Origin of the sequence: Xanthobacter aminoxidans (genome assembly GCF_023571765.1) — a bacterium.
GTDB classification, from domain to species: Bacteria; Pseudomonadota; Alphaproteobacteria; order Rhizobiales; family Xanthobacteraceae; genus Xanthobacter; species Xanthobacter aminoxidans.
The window spans coordinates 27,448-46,377 of sequence record NZ_JAMJXC010000027.1; the positions used below are offsets into that span (position 1 = coordinate 27,448).

General features: G+C 67.8%; 26 protein-coding genes and 1 tRNA gene. 22 read left to right on the top strand and 5 right to left on the bottom strand.

The features are described from left to right. Positions 1-108 precede the first annotated feature (108 nt). The 16 genes from EJ105_RS25390 (at position 109) to EJ105_RS25465 (ending at position 8,560) form a co-directional block, all read left to right on the top strand. Positions 109-372: a hypothetical protein gene (locus tag EJ105_RS25390; RefSeq protein ID WP_250168538.1), complete on the top strand. Its 264-nt coding sequence runs from the start codon at positions 109-111 to the stop codon at positions 370-372. Next, positions 365-649, top strand: a complete 285-nt coding sequence (locus EJ105_RS25395) for a hypothetical protein (protein ID WP_250168539.1) — start codon at positions 365-367, stop codon at positions 647-649. Before EJ105_RS25390 ends, EJ105_RS25395 begins: the two co-directional genes overlap by 8 nt. Continuing rightward, on the top strand, positions 642-938 hold the full coding sequence (locus tag EJ105_RS25400) for a hypothetical protein (RefSeq protein WP_250168540.1): 297 nt from the start codon (positions 642-644) through the stop codon (positions 936-938). The genes EJ105_RS25395 and EJ105_RS25400 overlap by 8 nt, the downstream gene beginning before the upstream one ends. A 107-nt stretch (positions 939-1,045) precedes the next feature. Beyond that, positions 1,046-1,513 (top strand): hypothetical protein, encoded by a 468-nt coding sequence (locus EJ105_RS25405; protein WP_250168541.1) that lies wholly within the window; start codon positions 1,046-1,048, stop codon positions 1,511-1,513. Between the two features lie 3 nt (positions 1,514-1,516). Next, a complete protein-coding gene (locus EJ105_RS25410) occupies positions 1,517-2,092 on the top strand; it encodes a hypothetical protein (protein ID WP_250168542.1) in 576 nt (191 codons plus the stop codon). Next, on the top strand, positions 2,089-2,934 hold the full coding sequence (locus EJ105_RS25415; protein ID WP_250168543.1) for a DUF2312 domain-containing protein: 846 nt from the start codon (positions 2,089-2,091) through the stop codon (positions 2,932-2,934). The genes EJ105_RS25410 and EJ105_RS25415 overlap by 4 nt, the downstream gene beginning before the upstream one ends. Beyond that, a complete protein-coding gene (locus tag EJ105_RS25420) occupies positions 2,931-3,860 on the top strand; it encodes an AAA family ATPase (RefSeq protein ID WP_250168544.1) in 930 nt (309 codons plus the stop codon). Before EJ105_RS25415 ends, EJ105_RS25420 begins: the two co-directional genes overlap by 4 nt. Then, positions 3,860-5,035, top strand: coding sequence for a DNA polymerase III subunit beta (dnaN, locus tag EJ105_RS25425; RefSeq protein WP_250168545.1), 1,176 nt, complete (start codon positions 3,860-3,862; stop codon positions 5,033-5,035). The genes EJ105_RS25420 and dnaN overlap by 1 nt, the downstream gene beginning before the upstream one ends. Positions 5,036-5,038: 3 nt before the next feature. Continuing rightward, positions 5,039-5,605, top strand: coding sequence for a hypothetical protein (locus EJ105_RS25430; protein WP_250168546.1), 567 nt, complete (start codon positions 5,039-5,041; stop codon positions 5,603-5,605). Beyond that, a complete protein-coding gene (locus tag EJ105_RS25435) occupies positions 5,605-5,799 on the top strand; it encodes a hypothetical protein (protein WP_250168547.1) in 195 nt (64 codons plus the stop codon). The genes EJ105_RS25430 and EJ105_RS25435 overlap by 1 nt, the downstream gene beginning before the upstream one ends. Before the next feature lie 3 nt (positions 5,800-5,802). Beyond that, entirely contained in the window at positions 5,803-6,252 is a 450-nt protein-coding gene (ssb, locus tag EJ105_RS25440; RefSeq protein WP_250168548.1) for a single-stranded DNA-binding protein, read from the top strand. Between the two features lie 9 nt (positions 6,253-6,261). Beyond that, positions 6,262-6,573 (top strand): hypothetical protein, encoded by a 312-nt coding sequence (locus EJ105_RS25445; protein ID WP_250168549.1) that lies wholly within the window; start codon positions 6,262-6,264, stop codon positions 6,571-6,573. Further along, complete coding sequence (locus EJ105_RS25450; RefSeq protein WP_250168550.1) at positions 6,570-6,809, top strand: hypothetical protein; 240 nt, start codon at positions 6,570-6,572, stop codon at positions 6,807-6,809. Before EJ105_RS25445 ends, EJ105_RS25450 begins: the two co-directional genes overlap by 4 nt. Further along, positions 6,806-7,201 (top strand): hypothetical protein, encoded by a 396-nt coding sequence (locus EJ105_RS25455; RefSeq protein ID WP_250168551.1) that lies wholly within the window; start codon positions 6,806-6,808, stop codon positions 7,199-7,201. The genes EJ105_RS25450 and EJ105_RS25455 overlap by 4 nt, the downstream gene beginning before the upstream one ends. Further along, positions 7,188-7,439 carry a helix-turn-helix transcriptional regulator gene (locus tag EJ105_RS25460; RefSeq protein ID WP_029558053.1) on the top strand — a complete coding sequence of 84 codons (252 nt, stop codon included), beginning with the start codon at positions 7,188-7,190 and terminating at the stop codon, positions 7,437-7,439. Before EJ105_RS25455 ends, EJ105_RS25460 begins: the two co-directional genes overlap by 14 nt. After that, complete coding sequence (locus tag EJ105_RS25465; protein WP_250168552.1) at positions 7,436-8,560, top strand: tyrosine-type recombinase/integrase; 1,125 nt, start codon at positions 7,436-7,438, stop codon at positions 8,558-8,560. The genes EJ105_RS25460 and EJ105_RS25465 overlap by 4 nt, the downstream gene beginning before the upstream one ends. Positions 8,561-8,649: 89 nt before the next feature. Here the strand turns inward: EJ105_RS25465 and EJ105_RS25470 are convergent. Further along, positions 8,650-8,725: transfer RNA gene (locus EJ105_RS25470), tRNA-Phe, on the bottom strand. A gap of 406 nt (positions 8,726-9,131) precedes the next feature. Between EJ105_RS25470 and EJ105_RS25475 the strand changes: the two genes are divergently transcribed. From EJ105_RS25475 to glnT, 5 genes are all read left to right on the top strand, one after another. Next, on the top strand, positions 9,132-9,788 hold the full coding sequence (locus tag EJ105_RS25475; RefSeq protein ID WP_029558051.1) for a helix-turn-helix domain-containing protein: 657 nt from the start codon (positions 9,132-9,134) through the stop codon (positions 9,786-9,788). A 147-nt stretch (positions 9,789-9,935) separates the two neighbouring features. After that, the gene (locus EJ105_RS25480) at positions 9,936-10,835 is read left to right on the top strand and encodes a class II glutamine amidotransferase (protein WP_024279531.1); all 900 of its coding nucleotides are present in this window, start codon (positions 9,936-9,938) and stop codon (positions 10,833-10,835) included. Continuing rightward, entirely contained in the window at positions 10,832-11,539 is a 708-nt protein-coding gene (locus tag EJ105_RS25485; RefSeq protein WP_024279532.1) for a GltB/FmdC/FwdC-like GXGXG domain-containing protein, read from the top strand. The genes EJ105_RS25480 and EJ105_RS25485 overlap by 4 nt, the downstream gene beginning before the upstream one ends. A gap of 72 nt (positions 11,540-11,611) precedes the next feature. Continuing rightward, positions 11,612-12,949 (top strand): FMN-binding glutamate synthase family protein, encoded by a 1,338-nt coding sequence (locus EJ105_RS25490; RefSeq protein WP_024279533.1) that lies wholly within the window; start codon positions 11,612-11,614, stop codon positions 12,947-12,949. Between the two features lie 79 nt (positions 12,950-13,028). Further along, positions 13,029-14,384, top strand: coding sequence for a type III glutamate--ammonia ligase (gene glnT, locus EJ105_RS25495; protein ID WP_245272262.1), 1,356 nt, complete (start codon positions 13,029-13,031; stop codon positions 14,382-14,384). Positions 14,385-14,457: 73 nt separating this feature from the next. On the opposite strand, the gene EJ105_RS25500 is transcribed toward glnT, so the two are convergent. The 4 genes from EJ105_RS25500 to EJ105_RS25515 all read right to left on the bottom strand — a co-directional run bounded on the left by EJ105_RS25500 (position 14,458) and on the right by EJ105_RS25515 (position 17,302). Further along, entirely contained in the window at positions 14,458-14,898 is a 441-nt protein-coding gene (locus tag EJ105_RS25500; RefSeq protein WP_250168553.1) for a cupin domain-containing protein, read from the bottom strand. A gap of 159 nt (positions 14,899-15,057) precedes the next feature. Then, a complete protein-coding gene (locus EJ105_RS25505) occupies positions 15,058-15,669 on the bottom strand; it encodes an OmpA family protein (RefSeq protein ID WP_029558049.1) in 612 nt (203 codons plus the stop codon). Between the two features lie 44 nt (positions 15,670-15,713). Then, entirely contained in the window at positions 15,714-16,061 is a 348-nt protein-coding gene (locus EJ105_RS25510; protein ID WP_051460615.1) for a cysteine rich repeat-containing protein, read from the bottom strand. 278 nt (positions 16,062-16,339) lie between these two features. Further along, positions 16,340-17,302: a LysR family transcriptional regulator gene (locus tag EJ105_RS25515; RefSeq protein ID WP_250168554.1), complete on the bottom strand. Its 963-nt coding sequence runs from the start codon at positions 17,300-17,302 to the stop codon at positions 16,340-16,342. A 115-nt stretch (positions 17,303-17,417) separates the two neighbouring features. Between EJ105_RS25515 and EJ105_RS25520 the strand changes: the two genes are divergently transcribed. Beyond that, a complete protein-coding gene (locus EJ105_RS25520; protein ID WP_250168555.1) occupies positions 17,418-18,671 on the top strand; it encodes a sarcosine oxidase subunit beta family protein in 1,254 nt (417 codons plus the stop codon). Positions 18,672-18,930 lie beyond the last annotated feature (259 nt).

Below are 18,930 nucleotides of genomic sequence, written 5' to 3' on the forward strand. Positions count from 1 at the left end.
GCAGCAACGAAGCGAGCCAATGCACTCGCGTCATGACGATGCAAAACGCATTGACACAAGACGATGCAAAACGCATCTTTCGTGCGGTAACGCCTATCGGAGCCGCCGATGCCCTACTTCCCCGTGCCCAATCTTCCACCCTCAGGAAGCCGCCGGCCCAAGGCAGTTCAGCCCCTGCAGGGTGACCGCCGCAAAGCCCACCCCGCCTCTACAGCGCAGGATCTCGCCGCTCTCTGCCAAAAGCTCGCATCCATGGACGCGGCGACGGAAGAGAACCTCCTGCGCTACGGCTACACGCCGGAACAGCTGAAGACCCTCATGCCCGAGGCGCGCAAGATCCTCGGCCCGGCGCGCGGGGCGATCCATGGCTGAGGCCTTCACATCCGCCAGCCAGACGGCGGCGATCCGCGATGAGATGGCCGCGTCCATTTGCGGCCGCACGGCGGTTTCCAGCCCCAGCCTCCCGGCCGCCGATGCCTACTTGCTCGGCGGCGGGCTTCACCAGGTCACCACCCTCACCCGCGCCGCGTACCAGCGCGGGACGGTGCAGATCACGTGCGACACGGACGTGATGCTTCTGCTGTGCCTCTTGGCCGCCGAGGCCCTCGACGCGCGCACGGCGGACGGGGAGGGCACGGCCCATGGCTGAGGTCGCCACCACCCGCTCATGGATGCGGCCCGATCCCTCACTGTCCCGTCGCGAGTTGCTGCAGATGGACGCCAGTTGGGCCGGTCTCGCCGGAGGCGTGACGAACATCGCCCTCAATGCCGCCGCCGAGCTGGAGGCGATGGCCGATGGTGCCCCCGCCGGCCGTCGCAAGCTGCGCGAGCTGGCCACCCGCCTGCGCGCCGAGATCGCCGAACTGCGCGATCAACGGCTGAAGGCGGCGGGAGCCCTCGCCGAGCTTAAGAAGGCGGAGGGTGCGGCCCATGGCTAATGGCTTCCTCATCGGCGCGATTGGCGGCGTCTTCGGTGCGGTTCTGGCGCTTGCCGGGCTTCACCTGTGGCAAGCGATCATCCGCGCCAAGGCCGGGAGCCTCTGACATGCCCCAGCCCATCCGCCCAATCCCCCGCGATGTGGCGTGGCCGCCGCACGGCCTGCAGGGCTTCGGCCCCCGGCCGGCCCCGCGTGGCGTCGTCTACACCGGCGAGGACAGCAACCACTGCGCCTCAACCCGACTTCAGTGGCCGCAGTCCGGCATATCCCCCGATGTGCTTCGCCGCGCCGCGCGCAACCCGGACGAAGCCCTTGCCCTATTGGGTGAGCCCCACGGCCCGCGCTTGCCTCGCCGCATGCCGGTCGGCTTCGGCTCCCGGCCGGCGCCGCGTAGCGTCGTCTGCATCGGCGACGGCTGCGGCCACTGCGCCGCCGAGCGCGGCGAGCCCTACCGGCCGCGCCGCGCCCCCATCGGCTTCGGCGACCCGCCCCGCGCCGAGGCGCGCCTCGCCCCGCTCTTTCTCGCCGGCGGCGTGCTCGCCGCCCTCCTCATCGCCTTCCTTCGGAGCCTCTAGCGCATGCGCCACGCCGCCGACATCTTCATGACCACTGCGTCGGGCCGGCGGTGGTACCTGCTCGATCCGCGCCCCGGCGATGTGCACTTCCACGACATCGCCTCTCACCTCGCCAAGATCTGCCGTTTCACGGGCGCCACCGGGCCGTTCTATTCGGTCGCTCAGCACAGCGTGCTCGTGGCGTCTCTCCTGCCGCCGACCATGCGTCCCTTTGGTCTCCTGCACGATGCATGGAAAGCCTATCTCGGCGACATCGGGTGGCCCCTTCACGAGGCCTTCAAAAGGTTCGATGCCGATCCCTTTGAGAACCTTCTCCTTCGAACGGACCGCACCATCCACCGCGCCGCTGGCCTGCCATGGCCGCCGCCGGCGGAAGTGGCAGAGGCCGTGGACCAGGCCGACCAACGGGCCTTCGCCACCGAATGGCGCGACGTGGGGCCGAGCCCGTCCGAGCCCGCCCCCGTGCCCTGCCGCCCCATCGGCACCCGCATCCGCCCGCAGCCGTGGCCGAAGGCCGAGGAAGCCTTTGTCGAAGAGCTGCGCATCCACCTCCCCGCCACCCTCCGGAGCGTCGCATGAACCCCGCGATTAACAACCGTCAGCTCCTATCCTACATCGAGCGGCTGGAGCGCCTCGAAGAGGACAAGAAGGAGATCGCCGCCGACATTCGCGACGTGAAGACCGAAGCGAAATCGGCCGGGTTCGATCTCAAGTATATTGCCCGTGTCATGGCCGAACGGCGCATGACCCCCGAGGAGCGCCGCACCGAGCGCGCGATGCTGGACATCTACCGTGCCGGCGTCGGCATCCTCGACGGCACACCCCTCGGCGATGCGGCCCGCGACCGCATGATGGAGGACGATCCCAACGCCCCGCCGCCGGCGCCCGCGCCGGAGCCGGACGGCACCCGCACCGCCGCCGAGGCCCGCGAGGAGGGTGCGCAGGCGCACCGCGACGGCGCCCGCATCATCGACAACCCCTATACCGCCGGCGACCCCCGCCGTGCGGCATGGGATGAGGGCTTCTGCGCCGCGTCGGGATCGGACGGCATGGATATCCCGGAAGCGTGGCGCCGCAAGCCGAAGGCCAAGGCGAACGCCAAAACCGCCGCCGCACCCGCCGAGGAGGCTCCCGAGCCCGCCACCGATCCCGATCAGGAGGCCCTGCCCTTCGAGCCGCAGGAGCCGGCCGCCGCCGCCGATGGTGAGGTTGCGCCCGCCAGTTCCGAGGATGCGGATCCCGCCACCCGCCTCGACGCGCTGGTGAGACAGACGCGCAGCAAGGCGAGTGACGCCAAGGCGAAGCCGGCCAAGGCGCCGAAGGAACCGAAAGCCGCCAAGCCCAAGGTTCCCAAGGCCCCGAAGGCGGCGGCGCCGCGCACGAAGCGCCGGCCGGCCGGAAGCGGGGAGGCGCGCCCGTGAGCGAACCCGCCCGCCGCGCCCCTCGCCCCGACATCACGGCAGGCCTCGATCGGCTGGAGAAGTTCGCGCAGATCCTGCATCCCAAAGACGCGGAAGAACCCATCCTCGCCGCAGCGCCGCGCATCGCCATCTATGAATGGCTGCTGGAGCTGAACGCCCGCGCGGAGCTGAAAAGCGTGGGGGTGAAGCCCCGCGCGACTGCGCTCCTCTACGGCCCGCCCGGCACCGGCAAGACGACGCTCGCGCATCATCTCGCCGCCCGCCTCGGCCTGCCGCTGGTGGCCGTCCAGGCCGAGCGGCTCACATCCATGTACTCCAATGCCAGCGCGGCGAACCTCGGCGAGCTGTTCGATGCGCTCGCGCAGGTGCGGGGCAGCTGCGTCCTGTTGCTGGACGAAATCGACGCCATCGGCAGCAAGCGCATCAGCCACGAGGACTCTGCGTCGCGCGACCGCAACATGGTGCTCACCACCCTCCTCACCCGGATCGAGGGCTTCGAGGGCATCGCCCTCGCTGCCACGAACCGCAAGGAGGATCTGGACAGCGCCCTGTGGCGGCGGTTCGGCATGCAGATCTCGGTGGACCTTCCGGCCGTCGAGGAGCGCTTTGCCATCCTGAAGCGCTACGGGGTGCCCTTCGAGTTCGAGGAAGAGACCCTCGATCTTCTCGTGGACCTGACGGCCGGTTCCTCCCCTGCCCTCCTGCGCCAGCTCATGGAAGGGCTGAAGCGCGCCATCGTGCTCGCCCCGCGCTTCCGCCGGCCGGTGGGCGATCTGGTGGATGTGCTGCGCGGCGTCACCGCCGCCGTGGCGCCCCATCCGGGGCTGCCCCAGCCGCCCCTATGGAAGAGCTTCGAGGGCCACGCGGAGGCGCTCGCCGCGCTGCCGTGGCCACCGACCCGGCCGGCGAGGAAGGGAGCCGCGTGATGCGCAGCTCTGTCCTGACAGAGGAGAAGCTCACGGCGAGCCTGCCGGCGAAGGTGGTATCCGCCGCGCTCGATCATGCCGCGCGGCTGGTACCCGGCAAGACGACGATCCCGATCCTCTCCAACGTGCTGATCGACGCCCGCCGCAGAGCGGACGGCACCGGCGAGCTTTTGGTGATCAGCACCAACCTCGATCAGTCCGTGACCCTTCGGGTACCGGCCGAGGTGACAGCACCGGGCTCGGCCACCGTACCGGCGAAGATCCTCGCCGAGACCATGAAGAAGGCGCCCGACAACGCGACGGCCACCTTCAAGGCGAAGGACGGCGAGCTGCACCTCTCCTATGGCCGCAGCCGTTTCCGGCTCGCCACGCTGCCGGCGGCGGACTTCCCGACCTTCGGCACCCCGCTCGATCCCGTGCCCCAGGTGGGCGAGGGCAAGGCGGTTTTCACGCTGGATGCCGGCACCCTGTGCGACATGCTTGACGCGGTAGAGGCCGCCATATCGAAGGAGGCGACCCGCTATTACCTGTGCGGCGTCTATCTGCATCGCCATGGTGACCGGCTGCGCGCCGTTGCCACCAACGGCCATGTGCTCGCCTTGCGCGAGGTGCCCGCGCCGGAAGGCTCCCAAGCCTTGGCCGGCGGCATCCTCCCGCCGGACCTGTCCCGCATCGCCTGCAGCCTGTGGGCGAAGTCGAAGGATGTGCTGAAGATCTCCATCGACAAGTCCCGCGTCCTCATCGAGGGCGAGGCCGTGGCGGTGTGCAGCAAGCTCATCGACGGCACCTATCCCGACTATGAGCGCGTGGTGCCCAAGGGCGGCACGTCCACGCTTGCCATCCCCGCCGCGCCGCTCGCCAGCGCCATCGAACGCATCGTCACGGTGGACACCGGCAAGACGCGCTCGATCAAGATGAGCATGGATGGGGGCGAGATCTCGCTCGCCGCCCGCCACGAGGGATCGGACGCCAGTGAGACGCTGGACGGCGCCACCCCGACCGAGATCGCGGACGGTTACGCCATCGGCTTTTCCGCCCGCTACGCCCTCGACGCCCTGCGCTCCCTGCCGGGCGAGGCCGTCGAGATCCAGATGTCCACCCCCGGCGATCCCATGCTCTGGCGCAACCCGGCCGAGGCCGGCGCCCTGTGGGTCGTCATGCCTCTGAGAGTGTGACCCATGAGCGAACAGGCAGAACCGCGCCGCTGGTGGCCGGATTTCATGTGCGACGAAACCATGCCGCCGGCGAAGGCCAGCCCGGCCGAATGGCTGGAGATGGACGCCGGGGCCATCATCCTCGGACGGTTGATCGAGGAGGATGACGGCTTTCGCTTCTCCGGCGAGACGGTCGCGCCGGGCCAAGTGGTCGAGATGCACTATTGCGACTATCTCGGCGCGCTGGACGTGGCGCTTGCCGAGGATGGCAGCTTCACGGTGCAAGGGGTGCCGCCGGAAGGCTTCACCCAATGTTGGAACAGGGACGAGCCGGAGAGCTGCGGCGACAACCTTCTTGAGATGATCGCCCGCGAGCGCGACCTCGATACATCCGCCCGCACCATTGAGGCGGGGTTCGTGCGCTGGGGTGCGGACTTCTTCGTCGTCACCTTGAAAGACGGCGTGCCCGGCCTTGATCGGGTGCCGGTCAACACGATGTGGCTCTGTGAAAGCTGCGGCGTCGCTTCCAGCGCTGGCCCATGCCAATGCGCGGCCAGCGCGGCCCACCCCACGGACAAGGCGGGCATGTGATGGCCCGCGCCAAGTCCACCCGCGCCGAACAATGGCGTCCCCACCTCACGGAAGAGGAGGCCGCCACCCTCGCACGCGCGGAAGCCGCCAAGGAAAGCTGGCGCCTTCTGAAGCACCAGCGCGCCCTCATCATCTCTCGCGCCTCCACCCGCGCCCGCCGCGCTGGAGAAGCCCAGCCCAGGAAGGAGGCCTGACCCATGGCCGGCGTCAACAAAGTCATTCTCGTGGGCTATCTCGGCCGCGATCCCGAGATCGCCACCACGCAATCCGGCTCGAAGCTGGCGACCCTCAATGTCGCCACCTCCGAAAGCTGGCGCGACAAGGCCACGGGCGAGCGCCGGGAGCGCACCGAGTGGCACCGCGTCGTCATCTACAATGACACGTTCGTGGGCGTGGCCGAGCGCTTCCTGAAGAAGGGCTCGCACGTCTTCGTTGAAGGGCAGCTCGGCACTCGCAAGTGGACCGACAAGCAAGGGGCGGAGCGCTACACCACCGAGATCGTCATGCGCCCCTATCGCGGGGATCTCGCCATCCTTGATCGGGCCGAGAAGGCTCCGGCGCCGGATGAGAACGCCTACGGCTCCACCCGCACCCGCGACGCCGCCCCGGCCCCGGCCGATGGGGTGGATGACGAAATCCCGTTCTGAGGTGCGGCGATGGCTGAAGCAAAAAACCGCGCTGTGGTGCACTTCTCCACTACGCTCACCCTAAACGAAACCGAGATCAGGGCTCTTGAAGCCATGATCGGCTACGGCGCCGACGCTTTTCTAAAGGCCTTCAAGGAAAAACTAGGAGAAAGCTACATCCGCAACCACGAAGGGGGTATACGCTCGCTATTCGCTTCGATCGGGCGCGAAGTTCTTCCAGCCCTTCGTGAGATCACTATCGCGCGCGAGTTGCTCGAAGCCGCCGCGACCGAAAGGGTTCAACGTCGGCAGGCCCCGGGTGCCGGATGGGGGCCAGCATGACGAGCCCCAATGAATGCCGTACCCAGGCACGCGCGATCATGATCGGCGATCGGTTCTTCTGCCGCTTTGGCAAGGTGGGACAGGTCCAAACGGCATGGTCGCTCGCCGGCGCACAACTCTACCTGCCCGATACCCACCACCATATCAACGCCGACACCAGTCGGCTCGATCGGCTTGCGAAGAAATATCGCATCGTCATGGTGCAGCTCGCAGAAGAGAAGGGCGCCACACCATGACCCCTTTTGAACGCGCCCTCGGCATCGTCACCGAATATGAGACCGCCGGCGAAACCAGCGCCGCGCGGATGCTCCTCTTCACCCGCATCGAGGATCTATGCGAGGTGGCCGAGGCCGGCCGGCGGCTGGTGGACCGGCTCGCGGCGGCATGGGACATTTTGGCGGGGAATTCCGCCGAGGCCGCCATGACGAAGATATTCCTGCCGCTCCGCGTCATCGAGCATACGGAAAGCTTCGCCATCGAGGACGCAGCCGGAACGTCGATCGCCTACGTCTATTACGACGATGGCGATGCCGTCCGCCGAGCCGTCCGCAAGCGCTTGACCAAGGAGCAGGCCCGCCAGGTGGCCGAGCGCATCAGGGCCTTGGGGGACAAGAATGGCCCGGCATGACATCCTACCCATCAGCCTGCCCCCGCGCGGCCTCTCCCGCACCGAGGCTGCGGCATATATCGGCGTGTCCGCCGGCACCTTCGATCAGTTGGTGAAGGACGGCCGCATGCCGCCAGCGAAGAGGATCAACTCCCGCACTGTGTGGGATCGCAGGAAACTTGACGCAGCGTTCGATGCGTTGCCCGATGGCGCACAAGAGGAAAACCGCGACGATCCGTGGGCACGGGTGGCGGTATGAAGAGCGGCGCACCCATGCTGGACCGGCTGCAATACGTCTATGAGGACATGGACCGCCACGGGAACGTGCGGATCTATGTGTGGCGCGGCAAGGGTCACAAGAAGTTCCGCATCCGCGAGCGCCCCGGCACCCCGGAATTCCGCAAGGCCTATGATGAGGCGATTGCGCGCGCCTTCTCCCCCGTCCCCATCGAGCCGGAGGAGACGGAAGAGAAGTCCCGCGACCGCACCCCAAAGCCCGGCACGTTCCGGTGGATGTGCATTCGGTTCATGGCCGAGAGCGCGGACCACAAGCGCGACAGCGCGCGCACCCGCCATGTCCGCAAGCTCATTCTGGAAAGCATGTTCGAGGAGCCGACCGAGCCCGGCGCCAAGACCTTCTATGCGGACTTTCCCCTTGATCGACTCTCGGTCAAGGCGATCCGCGTGCTGCGCGATCGCAAGCTCGCCGCGCCGGAGGCCGGCAACAGCCGAATCAAGGTGCTCCGGAAGGTGTTCAATTGGGCGATCGCCGATGAACTCCCCGGCATCACGGTCAACCTTGCCCGCGACGTGCCCTATTTCACGGCGGCCGGTAACGGCTGGCACACATGGACCGTGGACGAGATCGAGCAATATGAGGCACGGCACCCCCTCGGCTCCAAGGCCCGCCTCGCGCTCGCGCTTCTCCTCTACACCGGCGTGCGGCGCTCCGATGTGGTCCAGCTCGGCCGCCAGATGATCCGGAACGGATGGCTGCGCTTCACGGAGATGAAGGGCCGCCGCCACCTCGTGAAAGAGCGGGAGATCCCCGTCCTGCCGCGGCTCCAGGCGGTCATAGACGCCACGCCCGGAAGCCACATGACCTTCCTCGTGACGGAATTCGGCGCGCCCTTCAGCGACGCCGGGTTTGGCAACTGGTTTCGCGATCGATGCGACGAAGCTGGCCTGCCCCAGTGCTCGGCCCACGGCCTGCGCAAGGCCGGCGCCACGATCGCCGCCGAGAACGGCGCGACCGAGCATCAGCTCATGGCGATCTATGGATGGGAGAGCCCCAAGCAGGCCGCCCGCTATACCAGGAAGGCGAACCGCAAGCGCCTCGCCGGCGACGCGATGCACCTCGTGGCGCCGATCAAAGAGTGAACAAATCTTTCCCACTCTGCCTTACCCACCGTGTCCAGTGAGAAAGATAAAGCGAAAATCTCAATGATTTCAGGGGCTTAGGAAAATGATGGTGCCCAGGGGCGGAATCGAACCACCGACACTGCGATTTTCAGTCGCATGCTCTACCAACTGAGCTACCTGGGCATCCGCCGGGCCGAGGCCCGGGTCCGGAGGGGCGTCAACCCCTTCGGAGCGGCGAGTGTATAGGGAGGAAATCGGGTCGTGTCCAGAGCCGGCATGCAGTCTGTAGGGCGGCGCGCGGGAGCTGTGGACAAGCCACGGCGGTGATCGCCTCGATGCGTTTCGGGACAAGCGTTTCCGCCCCCCTGTCACCGGACACGCACGCGATCGCGGGACGGACGCCCGCCGTCCTGCGCGGGTTGCAGACAGCCTCTTTTCTCCACCCGCGTGCCATCGCGCGAGTCGCCAACGGTGCGATGCATTCTTGCGCGGAAGCTGGCACAATGGCCGGCAAATCACCGCCCGGACGCAGCATCACGGCTGGGGCGGATATGCGGGAACGACGGGGGATGGTGTGCCCGAGCGCAAGATGAAGAGCGTCGCCGAGCCGAAGAGCGTCGACCAGGAGACTGCCGACTATGTCACCGGGTCCAGCGCCCCCGCAGCGGAGGCGGTCACGCTGGAGGAGGCTCTGGGCGTGCAGGTGCGCTCCATCCGCCGCGAGCTGGACCTGACGGTTTCCGACCTCGCGGGCGCGGCCGGCATCTCGGTGGGCATGCTGTCGAAGATCGAGAACGGGCAGATCTCCCCCTCCCTCGCCACGCTGCAATCCATCTCCAAGGCGCTCAACGTGCCGCTCACCACGCTGTTCTCCGCCTTCGAGGAGCGGCGCGACTGCTCCTTCGTGAAGGCGCAGCAGGGCGTCATCATCGAGCGGCGCGGCACCAAGGTCGGCCATCAGTACGAACTGCTGGGCCACGGCCTCGGCGGCGACATCGTGGTGGAGCCCTACCTCATCACCCTGACGGAGGAGGCGGCGCCCTACACGGGCTTCCGCCATGCGGGCGTGGAGTTCATCTACATGCTCTCCGGCGAGGTGCTCTACCGCCACGCGGACCGCACCTATCACCTGCGCGCCGGCGATGCGCTGATGTTCGATTCCGGTGCCGCCCATGGCCCGGAAGACCTCATCAAGGCGCCCATGACCTACCTGTCCATCATCGTCTACGGCCGTGACCGGCACTGAGCCGGCGCGCCCTTCTCACCCTGACGATCGGCGAAGTTTTCCTCCAGAGAAAATTATATTCTCTTCCGATTGACGCCCTCGCCTAACGGGCGTACTCCTTGTGACAAGGCCGCAGCGGCGGCCCGCAATGGAGTAAAATCGAACGCCATGTGCGGCATCGTCGGACTTTTCCTCAAGGACCCGAAGCTCGAAGGCGAGCTGGGTGCCATGCTCGCGTCCATGCTCTGCGTCATGACTGATCGCGGCCCCGACAGCGCGGGCTTCGCGGTCTACGGCGCCGGCGGCAAGGACAGTGTGAAGCTCTCCCTGCGCGCCGCCCGGGGCTATGATTTCGAGGGCCTCGCCGCCGGCCTGTCCGGCCCGGCGAACGGCATGCCCGCCCTCGTCCTCCACGGCACCCATGCGGTGGTGGAAATCCCGCAGGTGCGTGAGGCCGCCGTGCGCGCCTTCCTCGCCGAGCGCCATCCCGAGGTGGCGGTGGTGGGCACCGGCTCCCGCATGGAAATCTTCAAGGAGGTCGGCCTGCCCTCCTCCGTGGCGCAGACCTTCGGCCTGGCGCAGATGCGCGGCACCCACGGCATCGGCCACACCCGCATGGCCACCGAGAGCGCGGTGACCACCGCTGGCGCGCATCCCTTCTCCACCGGCGCCGACCAGTGCCTCGTGCACAACGGCTCGCTGTCCAACCACAACGCCCTGCGCCGGCAGCTGAAGCGCGAAGGCATCGCCATCGAGACCGAGAACGACAGCGAGGTGGCCGCCGGCTATCTCACCTGGCGGATGCGGGAAGGCGCCTCGCTCGGGCAGGCTCTGGAAGCCGGCCTGAAGGACCTCGACGGCTTCTTCACCTTTGTGGTGGGCACCGAGAGCGGCTTCGGCGTGCTGCGTGATCCCATCGCCTGCAAGCCCGCCGTGATGGCCGAGACCGACCAGTATGTCGCCTTCGGCTCGGAATACCGCGCGCTCGTCGACCTGCCCGGCATCGCCAAGGCCAAGGTCTTCGAGCCCGAGCCCGCCACCGTGTATTTCTGGGAGCGCGCACAGTGAACGCCATTGCGCCGGACGTGACCTTCGACCTCGCCACCACGCCGCTGCGCGAGCTGAACGAGGCCCTTCACAAGGCCACCGCTGAATCCAACGCCCGCCGCTGGCGGGTGCTGAACCCCAACGGCCGCCACGCGGTGGCGGTGGGCCTGGCCATGCCCCTCACCGTCGAGATCGAGGGCAATGTCGGCTACTACTGCGCCGGCATGAATGCGGAAGCCTCCGTCATCATCCACGGCAATGCCGGTCAGGGCGTCGCCGAGAACATGATGAGCGGCTTCGTGCATGTGCGCGGCGATGCCAGCCAGTCGGCCGGCGCCACCGCCCATGGCGGCATGCTCGTGGTGGATGGCAATGCCTCCGCCCGCTGCGGCATCTCCATGAAGGGCGTGGACATCGTCGTGAAGGGCTCCATCGGCCACATGAGCGCGTTCATGGGGCAGTCCGGCTCCCTCGTGGTGCTGGGCGATGCCGGCGAGGCGCTGGGCGACAGCCTCTACGAGGCCAAGCTCTTCGTTCGCGGCACGGTGAAGAGCCTGGGCGCGGACTGCATCGAGAAGGAGATGCGGGACGAGCACAAGGCGCTCTTGGCCCAGAAGCTGAAGGCCGCCGGCCTCGAAGGCGCGGTCGATGTCTCGGAGTTCAAGCGCTACGGCTCCGCCCGCCAGCTCTACAACTTCCACGTGGACAACGCGTCCGCCTACTGACGCGCGCCGCCGTCGCGCCCGCCACGGGCGGGACGCACCGACCGCAGTTGAACTTTTCCGGGTGAGGACCCCATGACCGCCCACAACAACACGCCGCGCACCCCGCCGCGCTTCTCCGCCACCTTCGATCCGGCGACACTGGCCGAGATCCGCCGGGCCGCGGCGACCGGCATCTATGACATCCGTGGCGCCGGCACCAAGCGCAAGCTGCCCCACTTCGACGATCTGCTCTTCCTCGGCGCCTCCATGTCGCGCTACCCGCTGGAGGGCTATCGCGAGAAGTGCGGCACCGAGGTCACCCTCGGCACCCGCTTCGCCAAGAAGCCGATCACGCTGAAGACCCCCGTCACCATCGCCGGCATGAGCTTCGGTGCGCTCTCCGCGCAGGCGAAGGAAGCGCTGGGACGTGGCGCCTCCACGGTGGGCACCTCAACCACCACCGGCGACGGCGGCATGACGCCGGAGGAGCGCGGCCAGTCCAAGACCCTCGTCTACCAGTACCTGCCGTCCCGCTACGGCATGAACCCGGTGGACCTGCGCAAGGCCGACGCCATCGAGATCGTCATCGGCCAGGGCGCCAAGCCCGGCGGCGGCGGCATGCTGCTCGGCCAGAAGATTTCCGATCGCGTGGCCGCCATGCGCACCCTGCCCAAGGGCATCGACCAGCGCTCGGCCTGCCGCCATCCCGACTGGACCGGCCCGGACGACCTTGAGATCAAGATCGAGGAGCTGCGCGAGATCACCGACTGGGAGAAGCCGATCTATGTGAAGGTCGGCGCCTCGCGGCCCTATTACGACACCGCGCTGGCGGTGAAGGCGGGCGCCGACGTGGTGGTGCTCGACGGCATGCAGGGCGGCACCGCGGCGACGCAGGACGTGTTCATCGAGCACGTGGGCATCCCGATCCTCGCCGCCATCCGCCCGGCCGTGCAGGCGCTCCAAGACCTCGACATGCACCGCAAGGTGCAGCTCATCGTCTCCGGCGGCATCCGCACCGGCGCGGACGTGGCCAAGGCGCTGGCCCTCGGCGCCGACGCAGTGGCCATCGGCACGGCGGCCCTCGTCGCGCTCGGCGACAACGATCCCCAGTGGGAAGACGAATACCAGGCGCTCGGCACCACGGCCGGAGCCTATGACGACTGGCACGAGGGCCGCGACCCCGCCGGCATCACCACCCAGGACCCCGAGCTGTCCAAGCGGCTCGATCCGGTGAAGGCCGGCCGCCGCCTCGCCAACTATCTCTCGGTGATGACGCTGGAGGCGCAGACCATTGCCCGCGCCTGCGGCAAGAGCCACCTGCACAATCTGGAGCCGGAAGACCTCGTGGCGCTGACCGTGGAGGCCGCCGCCATGGCCGGCGTTCCGCTGGCCGGCACCTCCTGGGTGCCCGGCAGGACCGGCGGATACTGATCCGAACCTTCAAGCCGCGCCGCTCGACCGGCGCGGCTTTTTTCAAAGAATACCGCTTCCAAATTCCGGGGAATTTCGCATGGACCACTTCCGTACGCCGCTCCGCGAGGCCGAAGGCCGCGCTTCCGCCGCTGCCCAGATCGACCTCGCCAAGGTCGCGAAGGACCGCGGCATCAAGTATTTCCTGATCTCCTACGTGGACCTGTTCGGTGGCCTGCGCGCGAAGCTCGTGCCCGCCTCCGCCATCGGCCCCATGCAGAAGGAAGGCGCCGGCTTCGCCGGCTTCGCCACCTGGCTCGACATGTCGCCGGCCGATCCCGACCTGTTCGCCGTGCCGGACCCGACCAGCCTCATCCAGCTGCCCTGGAAGGAAGAGATCGGCTGGCTCGCCGCCGACCTCTACATGGGCGGCAAGGAAGTGGAGCAGGCGCCCCGCACGCTGCTGAAGAAGCAGCTCGCCGCCGCTGCGCGCCTCGGCTACGAGATCAAGACGGGCGTCGAGTGCGAATACTTCCTCATCACCCAGGACGGCAAGTCCATCTCGGACACCGCCGACACCGCCGAGAAGCCTTGCTACGATCAGGCCGCCCTCATGCGCCGCTATGATGTCATCAAGGACATCTGCGACGCCATGCTCAAGCTCGGCTGGGGCGCGTACCAGAACGACCATGAGGACGCCAACGGCCAGTTCGAGATGAACTGGAACTACGACAACGCGCTTCTCACCGCCGACCGCCATGTCTTCTTCAAATACATGGTGAAGTCGATCGCGGAGCAGCACGGCCTGCGCGCGACCTTCATGCCGAAGCCGTTCATCAACCTCACCGGCTCGGGCTGCCACGCCCATGTGTCCATGTGGCAGAAGGGCAAGAATGCCTTCTCCGATCCCAAGGGCGAGCTGGGCGTCTCCGAGCTGGGCTACCACTTCATCGGCGGCCTCATCCACAATGCGGACGCGCTCTGCGCCCTCACCAACCCGACGGTGAATTCCTACAAGCGCATCAACGCCCCGCGCACCATCTCCGGCGCCACCTGGGCGCCGAACACCGTCACCTACACCGGCAACAACCGCACCCACATGATCCGCATTCCCGATGCGGGCCGGTTCGAGTTCCGCCTCGCCGACGGCGCGGCCAACCCCTACCTGCTCCAGGCGGGCCTCGCGGCCGCCGGCCTCGACGGCATCGAGAACAAGCGCGATCCGGGCAAGCGCCTCGACATCAACATGTACACCGACGGGCACAAGGTGAAGGGCGCCAAGCGCCTGCCGCTCAACCTGCTCGACGCCATGCGCGCGCTGGAGAAGTCCAAGGTTCTGACGGATCGCCTCGGCAAGCCGTTCGTGGACGGCTACCTGAAGCTGAAGACCGTGGAATGGAACGCCTTCTCCCGTCACCTCACCCAATGGGAAAGGGACAACACCCTCGACATCTGAGCCCTGCTCTGTCGGTTGTCCCCGGGAGCCCGGCGCATTCCCCTGCGCCGGGCTCTCACCTTTTTTGAGCACCTCACTCCGGCGCGGGCGTCGCCAGCGGCTTGTCCTTCTCGACGATGTAGGTGATGGCGAGCTTCGTCTTGTCGCCCCCCACCTGGAAGGCGTGCGGCACTTCGGGCGGAATCTGGAAGCCGTCGCCCGGCGCCAGCGTGCGGTCAGGCTGGCCCTTCACCGAGAGCACGCCGCCCCCGGCCATGAGATAGGTGCTCTCGACGCCCGGATGGGTGTGACGCGCCACCTTGAGCCCGCCGTCGAACTCCGCCTCCATCAGAATGGCGACATACTTGTCGCCCGGCATGTCGGTGCGGCCGAGCACCTTGCGCGAGATTCCGGCGGGCGCCGCGGCGGGTGCTGATTGGCCCTGTGCCATGGCCTGCGTGCCGCCGACCTGCGTCGCGGCGAACCCCGCCAGCGAGCAGATGGCGCAGGAGATGAACCGGCGTCGAGCGAGCATGATCCTGTCCTCCCAATATTGGCCCGCGCGCCGCGCAGGCCCCTCAGGATAACGGGATTTCCGCGCGCGGCGAGTGGCTGCACCACCGGCCCGGACGCAACGAAAAAGGCGCCGCCCCGGCCGGGGTCGGCGCCTTCTTCATGCAGGATCGTCGGGGCTTCAGCGCTGGGCGACGTAAGGCGCGAGGCGGCCCACGGTGAAGATCTGGACGCGCCGGTTGATGGGATCAGTCGGCCGCTTGGGATCGAGCAGCACTTCCTCGCCCAGCCCCACCGCCTCGAGGCGGGTGGGATTGATGTTGAACACGCTGACCAGCGCGCTCACCACCGCATCGGCGCGGGCCTGGCTGAGCTTGAGGTTCACCTCGCGCGGGCCGGTGACATCCGTGTTGCCGGTGACGATGAACTTGTAGCCGTGCAGGATGGGGTTGTGCATGGCATCGGCGATGGCGCCTAGCGTGCCGTAGGACGACGGCTCGATGATCGCCGAACCGAGGCGGAACTGGATCTGCACGTTGATCTGCGGCAACTGGTCGAGCTTCAGCGCCAGCGAGGGACGGCTGAGCTGCTCGCCCGGATTCTGCGCCATGTGGGTCTGGACCATGGAGCGCAGCTGCTGCGCGGTGATGGTCGGGGCCTTTTCGCTCAGGCCTTGCAGCCCCTGGAGGATCTGGCCATCGGAGAGGGCGGTCTGGGCATAGGCGGGGGCGATCGCCGGCACGGCGGCAGCGAGCAGCGCGGCCAGTGCAAGGCGGGTCAAAGGCGATGTCATCGCGAAACGTCCTTCGTTCGAGTGCGAGGATGTGAGGAGGACGCTCAGCGGTAGCCGGCGTTGGTGATCGCGGCGTTGCACTTGTCGCTCACCACCCGCGTCGCCTGGAGCAGGCAGGAGAGCAGGTTGCCGTCCTGGGGCACCATGCCGGGGCACAGGCGCGCCGTGTCCGCCGAGCAGACTTCCTGGATGGAATCCTGCGCCGCATCCCGCTCGGCGATGGAGGCCTTCGCCGTCGCATAGTCGGCTTTACACTTGGCGCTGACCTGATTGATCTTCCCATCCATGCAGGCGAGCAGCTTGCCCTCGCCCAGATTCACATTCGAACAGAACTTGTTGATGTCCGCGCCGCAGCTGCGCGCCAGAAGGGCGCCGGCCTGCGCATAGCTCATGGTCTGCGCGCCTGCCGCAGAGGCAGACCCAGCCAGGATTACCGCTGCAAATAGAACTCCGCCGATCCGCATTGTTGCCCCACCCCGTCTTCAAATGAATGCCCCGACACGACGTAGGGGTATCATCAAACGGTCGCAGCCGACAGCGGGCGGTGGTGCCTCCGGGATCGGACTTTTCAGTACAAACTTAACGTCAGGCCGAAAACTCGACTTTCACAGCTAGGCAATTGGCCGCCACGAAGCTTGGCCTTCAGCAGTTCCACGCGTTGCCGCGCCTTCTATCCGAGCGTGTCGCCCACCCATGGCAGGGTGGCGCGCAGGACGGGCAGAACCGCTTCGTCCAGGGTCTGCCGGCAGAAGCCAGCGACCTCCCGCGGCAGGCGGCCGAGTTCCTGCCGGCGGCCGATCAGCGTCAGGCTGCGGGAGAAGGCCGGACCCGGCAGTGGCGCGTAACGGACCCGGTCGCGATCCAGCCCCGCCTCGAAGATGCAGAGCGGCGTCGTCACCGCGAACCCCTCCCCCGCCGCCACCATGGCCGAGACGCCGAAGGGCGTGTCGAACTCCAGCCGGCGCGGCAGATCGAGCTTGAGGCGCCTCAGGTGCCGGTCCACCTCGATGCCGGTGCGCGAGCGGGCCGAGAAGCGCACCAGCGGCAGACGCTGCGCGAGGCGCGCCACCTCCTCCACCCGCTCGGGCGCCGTCTCACCGGCGGGGAGCAGCAGCACATAGGGCTCGGTCAGAAGCGGGAAGCGCTCCAGCCCCTCGATGTCGGCGAGTTCGTCCACGCCCACGAGCAGATCGAGCTGGCGGGAGAGCAGCGCGCTCGCATGGGCCGCCGTGAGGCCGGCGAGCAGCGACACTTCCTCCGCCACCGCGCACAGCCGCCCGGCCAGCGGCGCAGAGAGGGCGCGAGAGAGGGAATCGACGAGGCCGGCGCGGATCAAAGGCAGGCGGCCGTGCTCGGTCTCCTTCAGCGCCGGCACGATCTGCCGGGCCTCGGAGAGCAGCGCGCTCGCCTTCTGCCTGAGCACGCCGCCCGCGGCCGTCAACCCCAGCGGCCGCACGCTGCGATCGAACAATGCGACGCCCATGCGCGTCTCCAGCTCCGCCACCGCCTGCGACACCGCCGGCTGGGTGAGCCCGAGACGCCGCGCCGCGCCGGCCATGGCGCCGGCCTCGCAGACGGCGAGGAAGATTTCCAGCGCCTTCAGATCGAACGGCAGAAGCTCGCGCACCGTCATCCCCACAGAATAAGCAGGATTTATATTACCTGTGGTTTTCGGCGGGGCTATATCTTTTCCAAAGGGGTGCATCGGCGTCCGCGCCGAGGGGTTCCCAAGGGTCCCGAGGGGTTCAATGTCCCGCTATTCCGTATTCAGCCTGATCGCCAACGCGCTCAACGGCCAGAAGGGCTGGACGCCCGCCTGGCGCGATGCGGTGCCGAAGCCCTCTTATGACGTCATCATCGTCGGCGGCGGCGGCCATGGCCTCGCGACTGCCTACTACCTCGCCAAGGAGCACGGCATCCGCAACATCGCGGTGCTGGAGAAGGGGCATATCGGCTCCGGCAATGCGGGGCGCAACACCACCATCATCCGCTCCAACTACCTGCTGCCCGGCAACGAGCCCTTCTACGAGTGGTCCATGAAGTTGTGGGAGGGCCTGGAGCAGGACCTCAACTACAACGCCATGGTCTCCCAGCGCGGCATCATCAATCTCTACCACTCGGACGGCCAGCGCGACGCCTACGCCCGGCGCGGCAACGCCATGCGCCTCGCCGGCGCCGATTCCGAACTGCTCGACCGCGAGCAGGTGAAGGCGCTCTGCCCCTTCCTCGATTTCGACAATTCCCGCTTCCCCATCAAGGGCGGGCTGATGCAGGCCCGCGCCGGCACCGCGCGCCACGATGCCGTGGTGTGGGGCTATGCCCGCGCCGCCGACCGGCTGGGCGTGGACATCGTGCAGAATTGCGAAGTCACCGGCTTCATCCGCGAGGGTGACGCCGTGGTGGGCGTGGAGACCAATCGCGGACCCATCCGCGCCGACAAGGTCGGCCTCGCGGTGGCCGGCTCCACATCGCGGCTGACCAGGCATCTCGGCCTGCGCCTGCCCATCGAGAGCCATGTGCTGCAGGCCTTCGTCTCGGAAGGGCTGAAGCCGCTGGTGCCGGGCGTCATCACCTTCGGCATGGGGCATTTCTACGTCAGCCAGTCGGACAAGGGCGGCCTCGTCTTCGGCGGCGACATCGACGGCTACAATTCATACGCCCAGCGCGGCAACCTCCCCGTGGTGGAGGATGTGGCCGAGGGCGGCATGGCGCTGATGCCGCTCATCGGGCGGCTGCGCATGCTGCGCTCGTGGGGCGGCCTCGTGGACATGTCCATGGACGGCTCGCCCATCATCGACGTGGGTCCCCTGCCCGGCCTGTTCCTCAACACCGCGTGGAACTACGGGGGCTTCAAGGCGACGCCGGCCTCCGGCTGGTGCTTCGCCTGGACCATCGCCAAGGAAGAGGCGCACCGCTTCAACGCCGCCTTCCGCCTGGACCGCTTCCGCACCGGCCATGTGATCGACGAAAAGGGAGTCGGCGCCCAGCCGAATTTGCACTGATGGGCGGGCTGTTCAATTCCCGTGCCCCGGACCAGCGACGGCGCCGCCGGAGCGCCGAGCCGGGGCCCAGCGCAGGACTCCCGCGCAGCGGACATGCTCCGCGCGTCTCCCCGCTCATGCCGCCTGCGGCGAACTTGTGCGCTGGGCCCCTGTGTGTTGGGGATGTGTCAGGATGGGAGCGGGCGGGAGATCGTTGGGCCCCAGGTCTTGAAGACCGTGAGCCGGCACGGATCCCCGCCCGCTTGAACACACCCAGCCT

Bases quoted from the DNA above. Each gene is read 5' to 3' on its own strand.
- EJ105_RS25400 (WP_250168540.1), top strand. From the start codon at position 642: ATGGCTGAGGTCGCCACCACCCGCTCATGGATGCGGCCCGATCCCTCA.
- EJ105_RS25435 (WP_250168547.1), top strand. From the start codon at position 5,605: ATGGCCCGCGCCAAGTCCACCCGCGCCGAACAATGGCGTCCCCACCTC.
- EJ105_RS25460 (WP_029558053.1), top strand. From the start codon at position 7,188: ATGGCCCGGCATGACATCCTACCCATCAGCCTGCCCCCGCGCGGCCTC.
- EJ105_RS25390 (WP_250168538.1), top strand. From the start codon at position 109: ATGCCCTACTTCCCCGTGCCCAATCTTCCACCCTCAGGAAGCCGCCGG.
- EJ105_RS25465 (WP_250168552.1), top strand. From the start codon at position 7,436: ATGAAGAGCGGCGCACCCATGCTGGACCGGCTGCAATACGTCTATGAG.
- EJ105_RS25475 (WP_029558051.1), top strand. From the start codon at position 9,132: ATGAAGAGCGTCGCCGAGCCGAAGAGCGTCGACCAGGAGACTGCCGAC.
- EJ105_RS25510 (WP_051460615.1), bottom strand. From the start codon at position 16,061: ATGAGCTATGCGCAGGCCGGCGCCCTTCTGGCGCGCAGCTGCGGCGCG.
- EJ105_RS25520 (WP_250168555.1), top strand. From the start codon at position 17,418: ATGTCCCGCTATTCCGTATTCAGCCTGATCGCCAACGCGCTCAACGGC.
- EJ105_RS25505 (WP_029558049.1), bottom strand. From the start codon at position 15,669: ATGACATCGCCTTTGACCCGCCTTGCACTGGCCGCGCTGCTCGCTGCC.
- EJ105_RS25515 (WP_250168554.1), bottom strand. From the start codon at position 17,302: ATGACGGTGCGCGAGCTTCTGCCGTTCGATCTGAAGGCGCTGGAAATC.
- EJ105_RS25410 (WP_250168542.1), top strand. From the start codon at position 1,517: ATGCGCCACGCCGCCGACATCTTCATGACCACTGCGTCGGGCCGGCGG.
- dnaN (WP_250168545.1), top strand. From the start codon at position 3,860: ATGCGCAGCTCTGTCCTGACAGAGGAGAAGCTCACGGCGAGCCTGCCG.
- EJ105_RS25430 (WP_250168546.1), top strand. From the start codon at position 5,039: ATGAGCGAACAGGCAGAACCGCGCCGCTGGTGGCCGGATTTCATGTGC.
- EJ105_RS25395 (WP_250168539.1), top strand. From the start codon at position 365: ATGGCTGAGGCCTTCACATCCGCCAGCCAGACGGCGGCGATCCGCGAT.
- EJ105_RS25450 (WP_250168550.1), top strand. From the start codon at position 6,570: ATGACGAGCCCCAATGAATGCCGTACCCAGGCACGCGCGATCATGATC.
- EJ105_RS25500 (WP_250168553.1), bottom strand. From the start codon at position 14,898: ATGCTCGCTCGACGCCGGTTCATCTCCTGCGCCATCTGCTCGCTGGCG.
- glnT (WP_245272262.1), top strand. From the start codon at position 13,029: ATGGACCACTTCCGTACGCCGCTCCGCGAGGCCGAAGGCCGCGCTTCC.
- EJ105_RS25490 (WP_024279533.1), top strand. From the start codon at position 11,612: ATGACCGCCCACAACAACACGCCGCGCACCCCGCCGCGCTTCTCCGCC.
- EJ105_RS25455 (WP_250168551.1), top strand. From the start codon at position 6,806: ATGACCCCTTTTGAACGCGCCCTCGGCATCGTCACCGAATATGAGACC.
- EJ105_RS25480 (WP_024279531.1), top strand. From the start codon at position 9,936: ATGTGCGGCATCGTCGGACTTTTCCTCAAGGACCCGAAGCTCGAAGGC.
- EJ105_RS25415 (WP_250168543.1), top strand. From the start codon at position 2,089: ATGAACCCCGCGATTAACAACCGTCAGCTCCTATCCTACATCGAGCGG.
- EJ105_RS25405 (WP_250168541.1), top strand. From the start codon at position 1,046: ATGCCCCAGCCCATCCGCCCAATCCCCCGCGATGTGGCGTGGCCGCCG.
- ssb (WP_250168548.1), top strand. From the start codon at position 5,803: ATGGCCGGCGTCAACAAAGTCATTCTCGTGGGCTATCTCGGCCGCGAT.
- EJ105_RS25445 (WP_250168549.1), top strand. From the start codon at position 6,262: ATGGCTGAAGCAAAAAACCGCGCTGTGGTGCACTTCTCCACTACGCTC.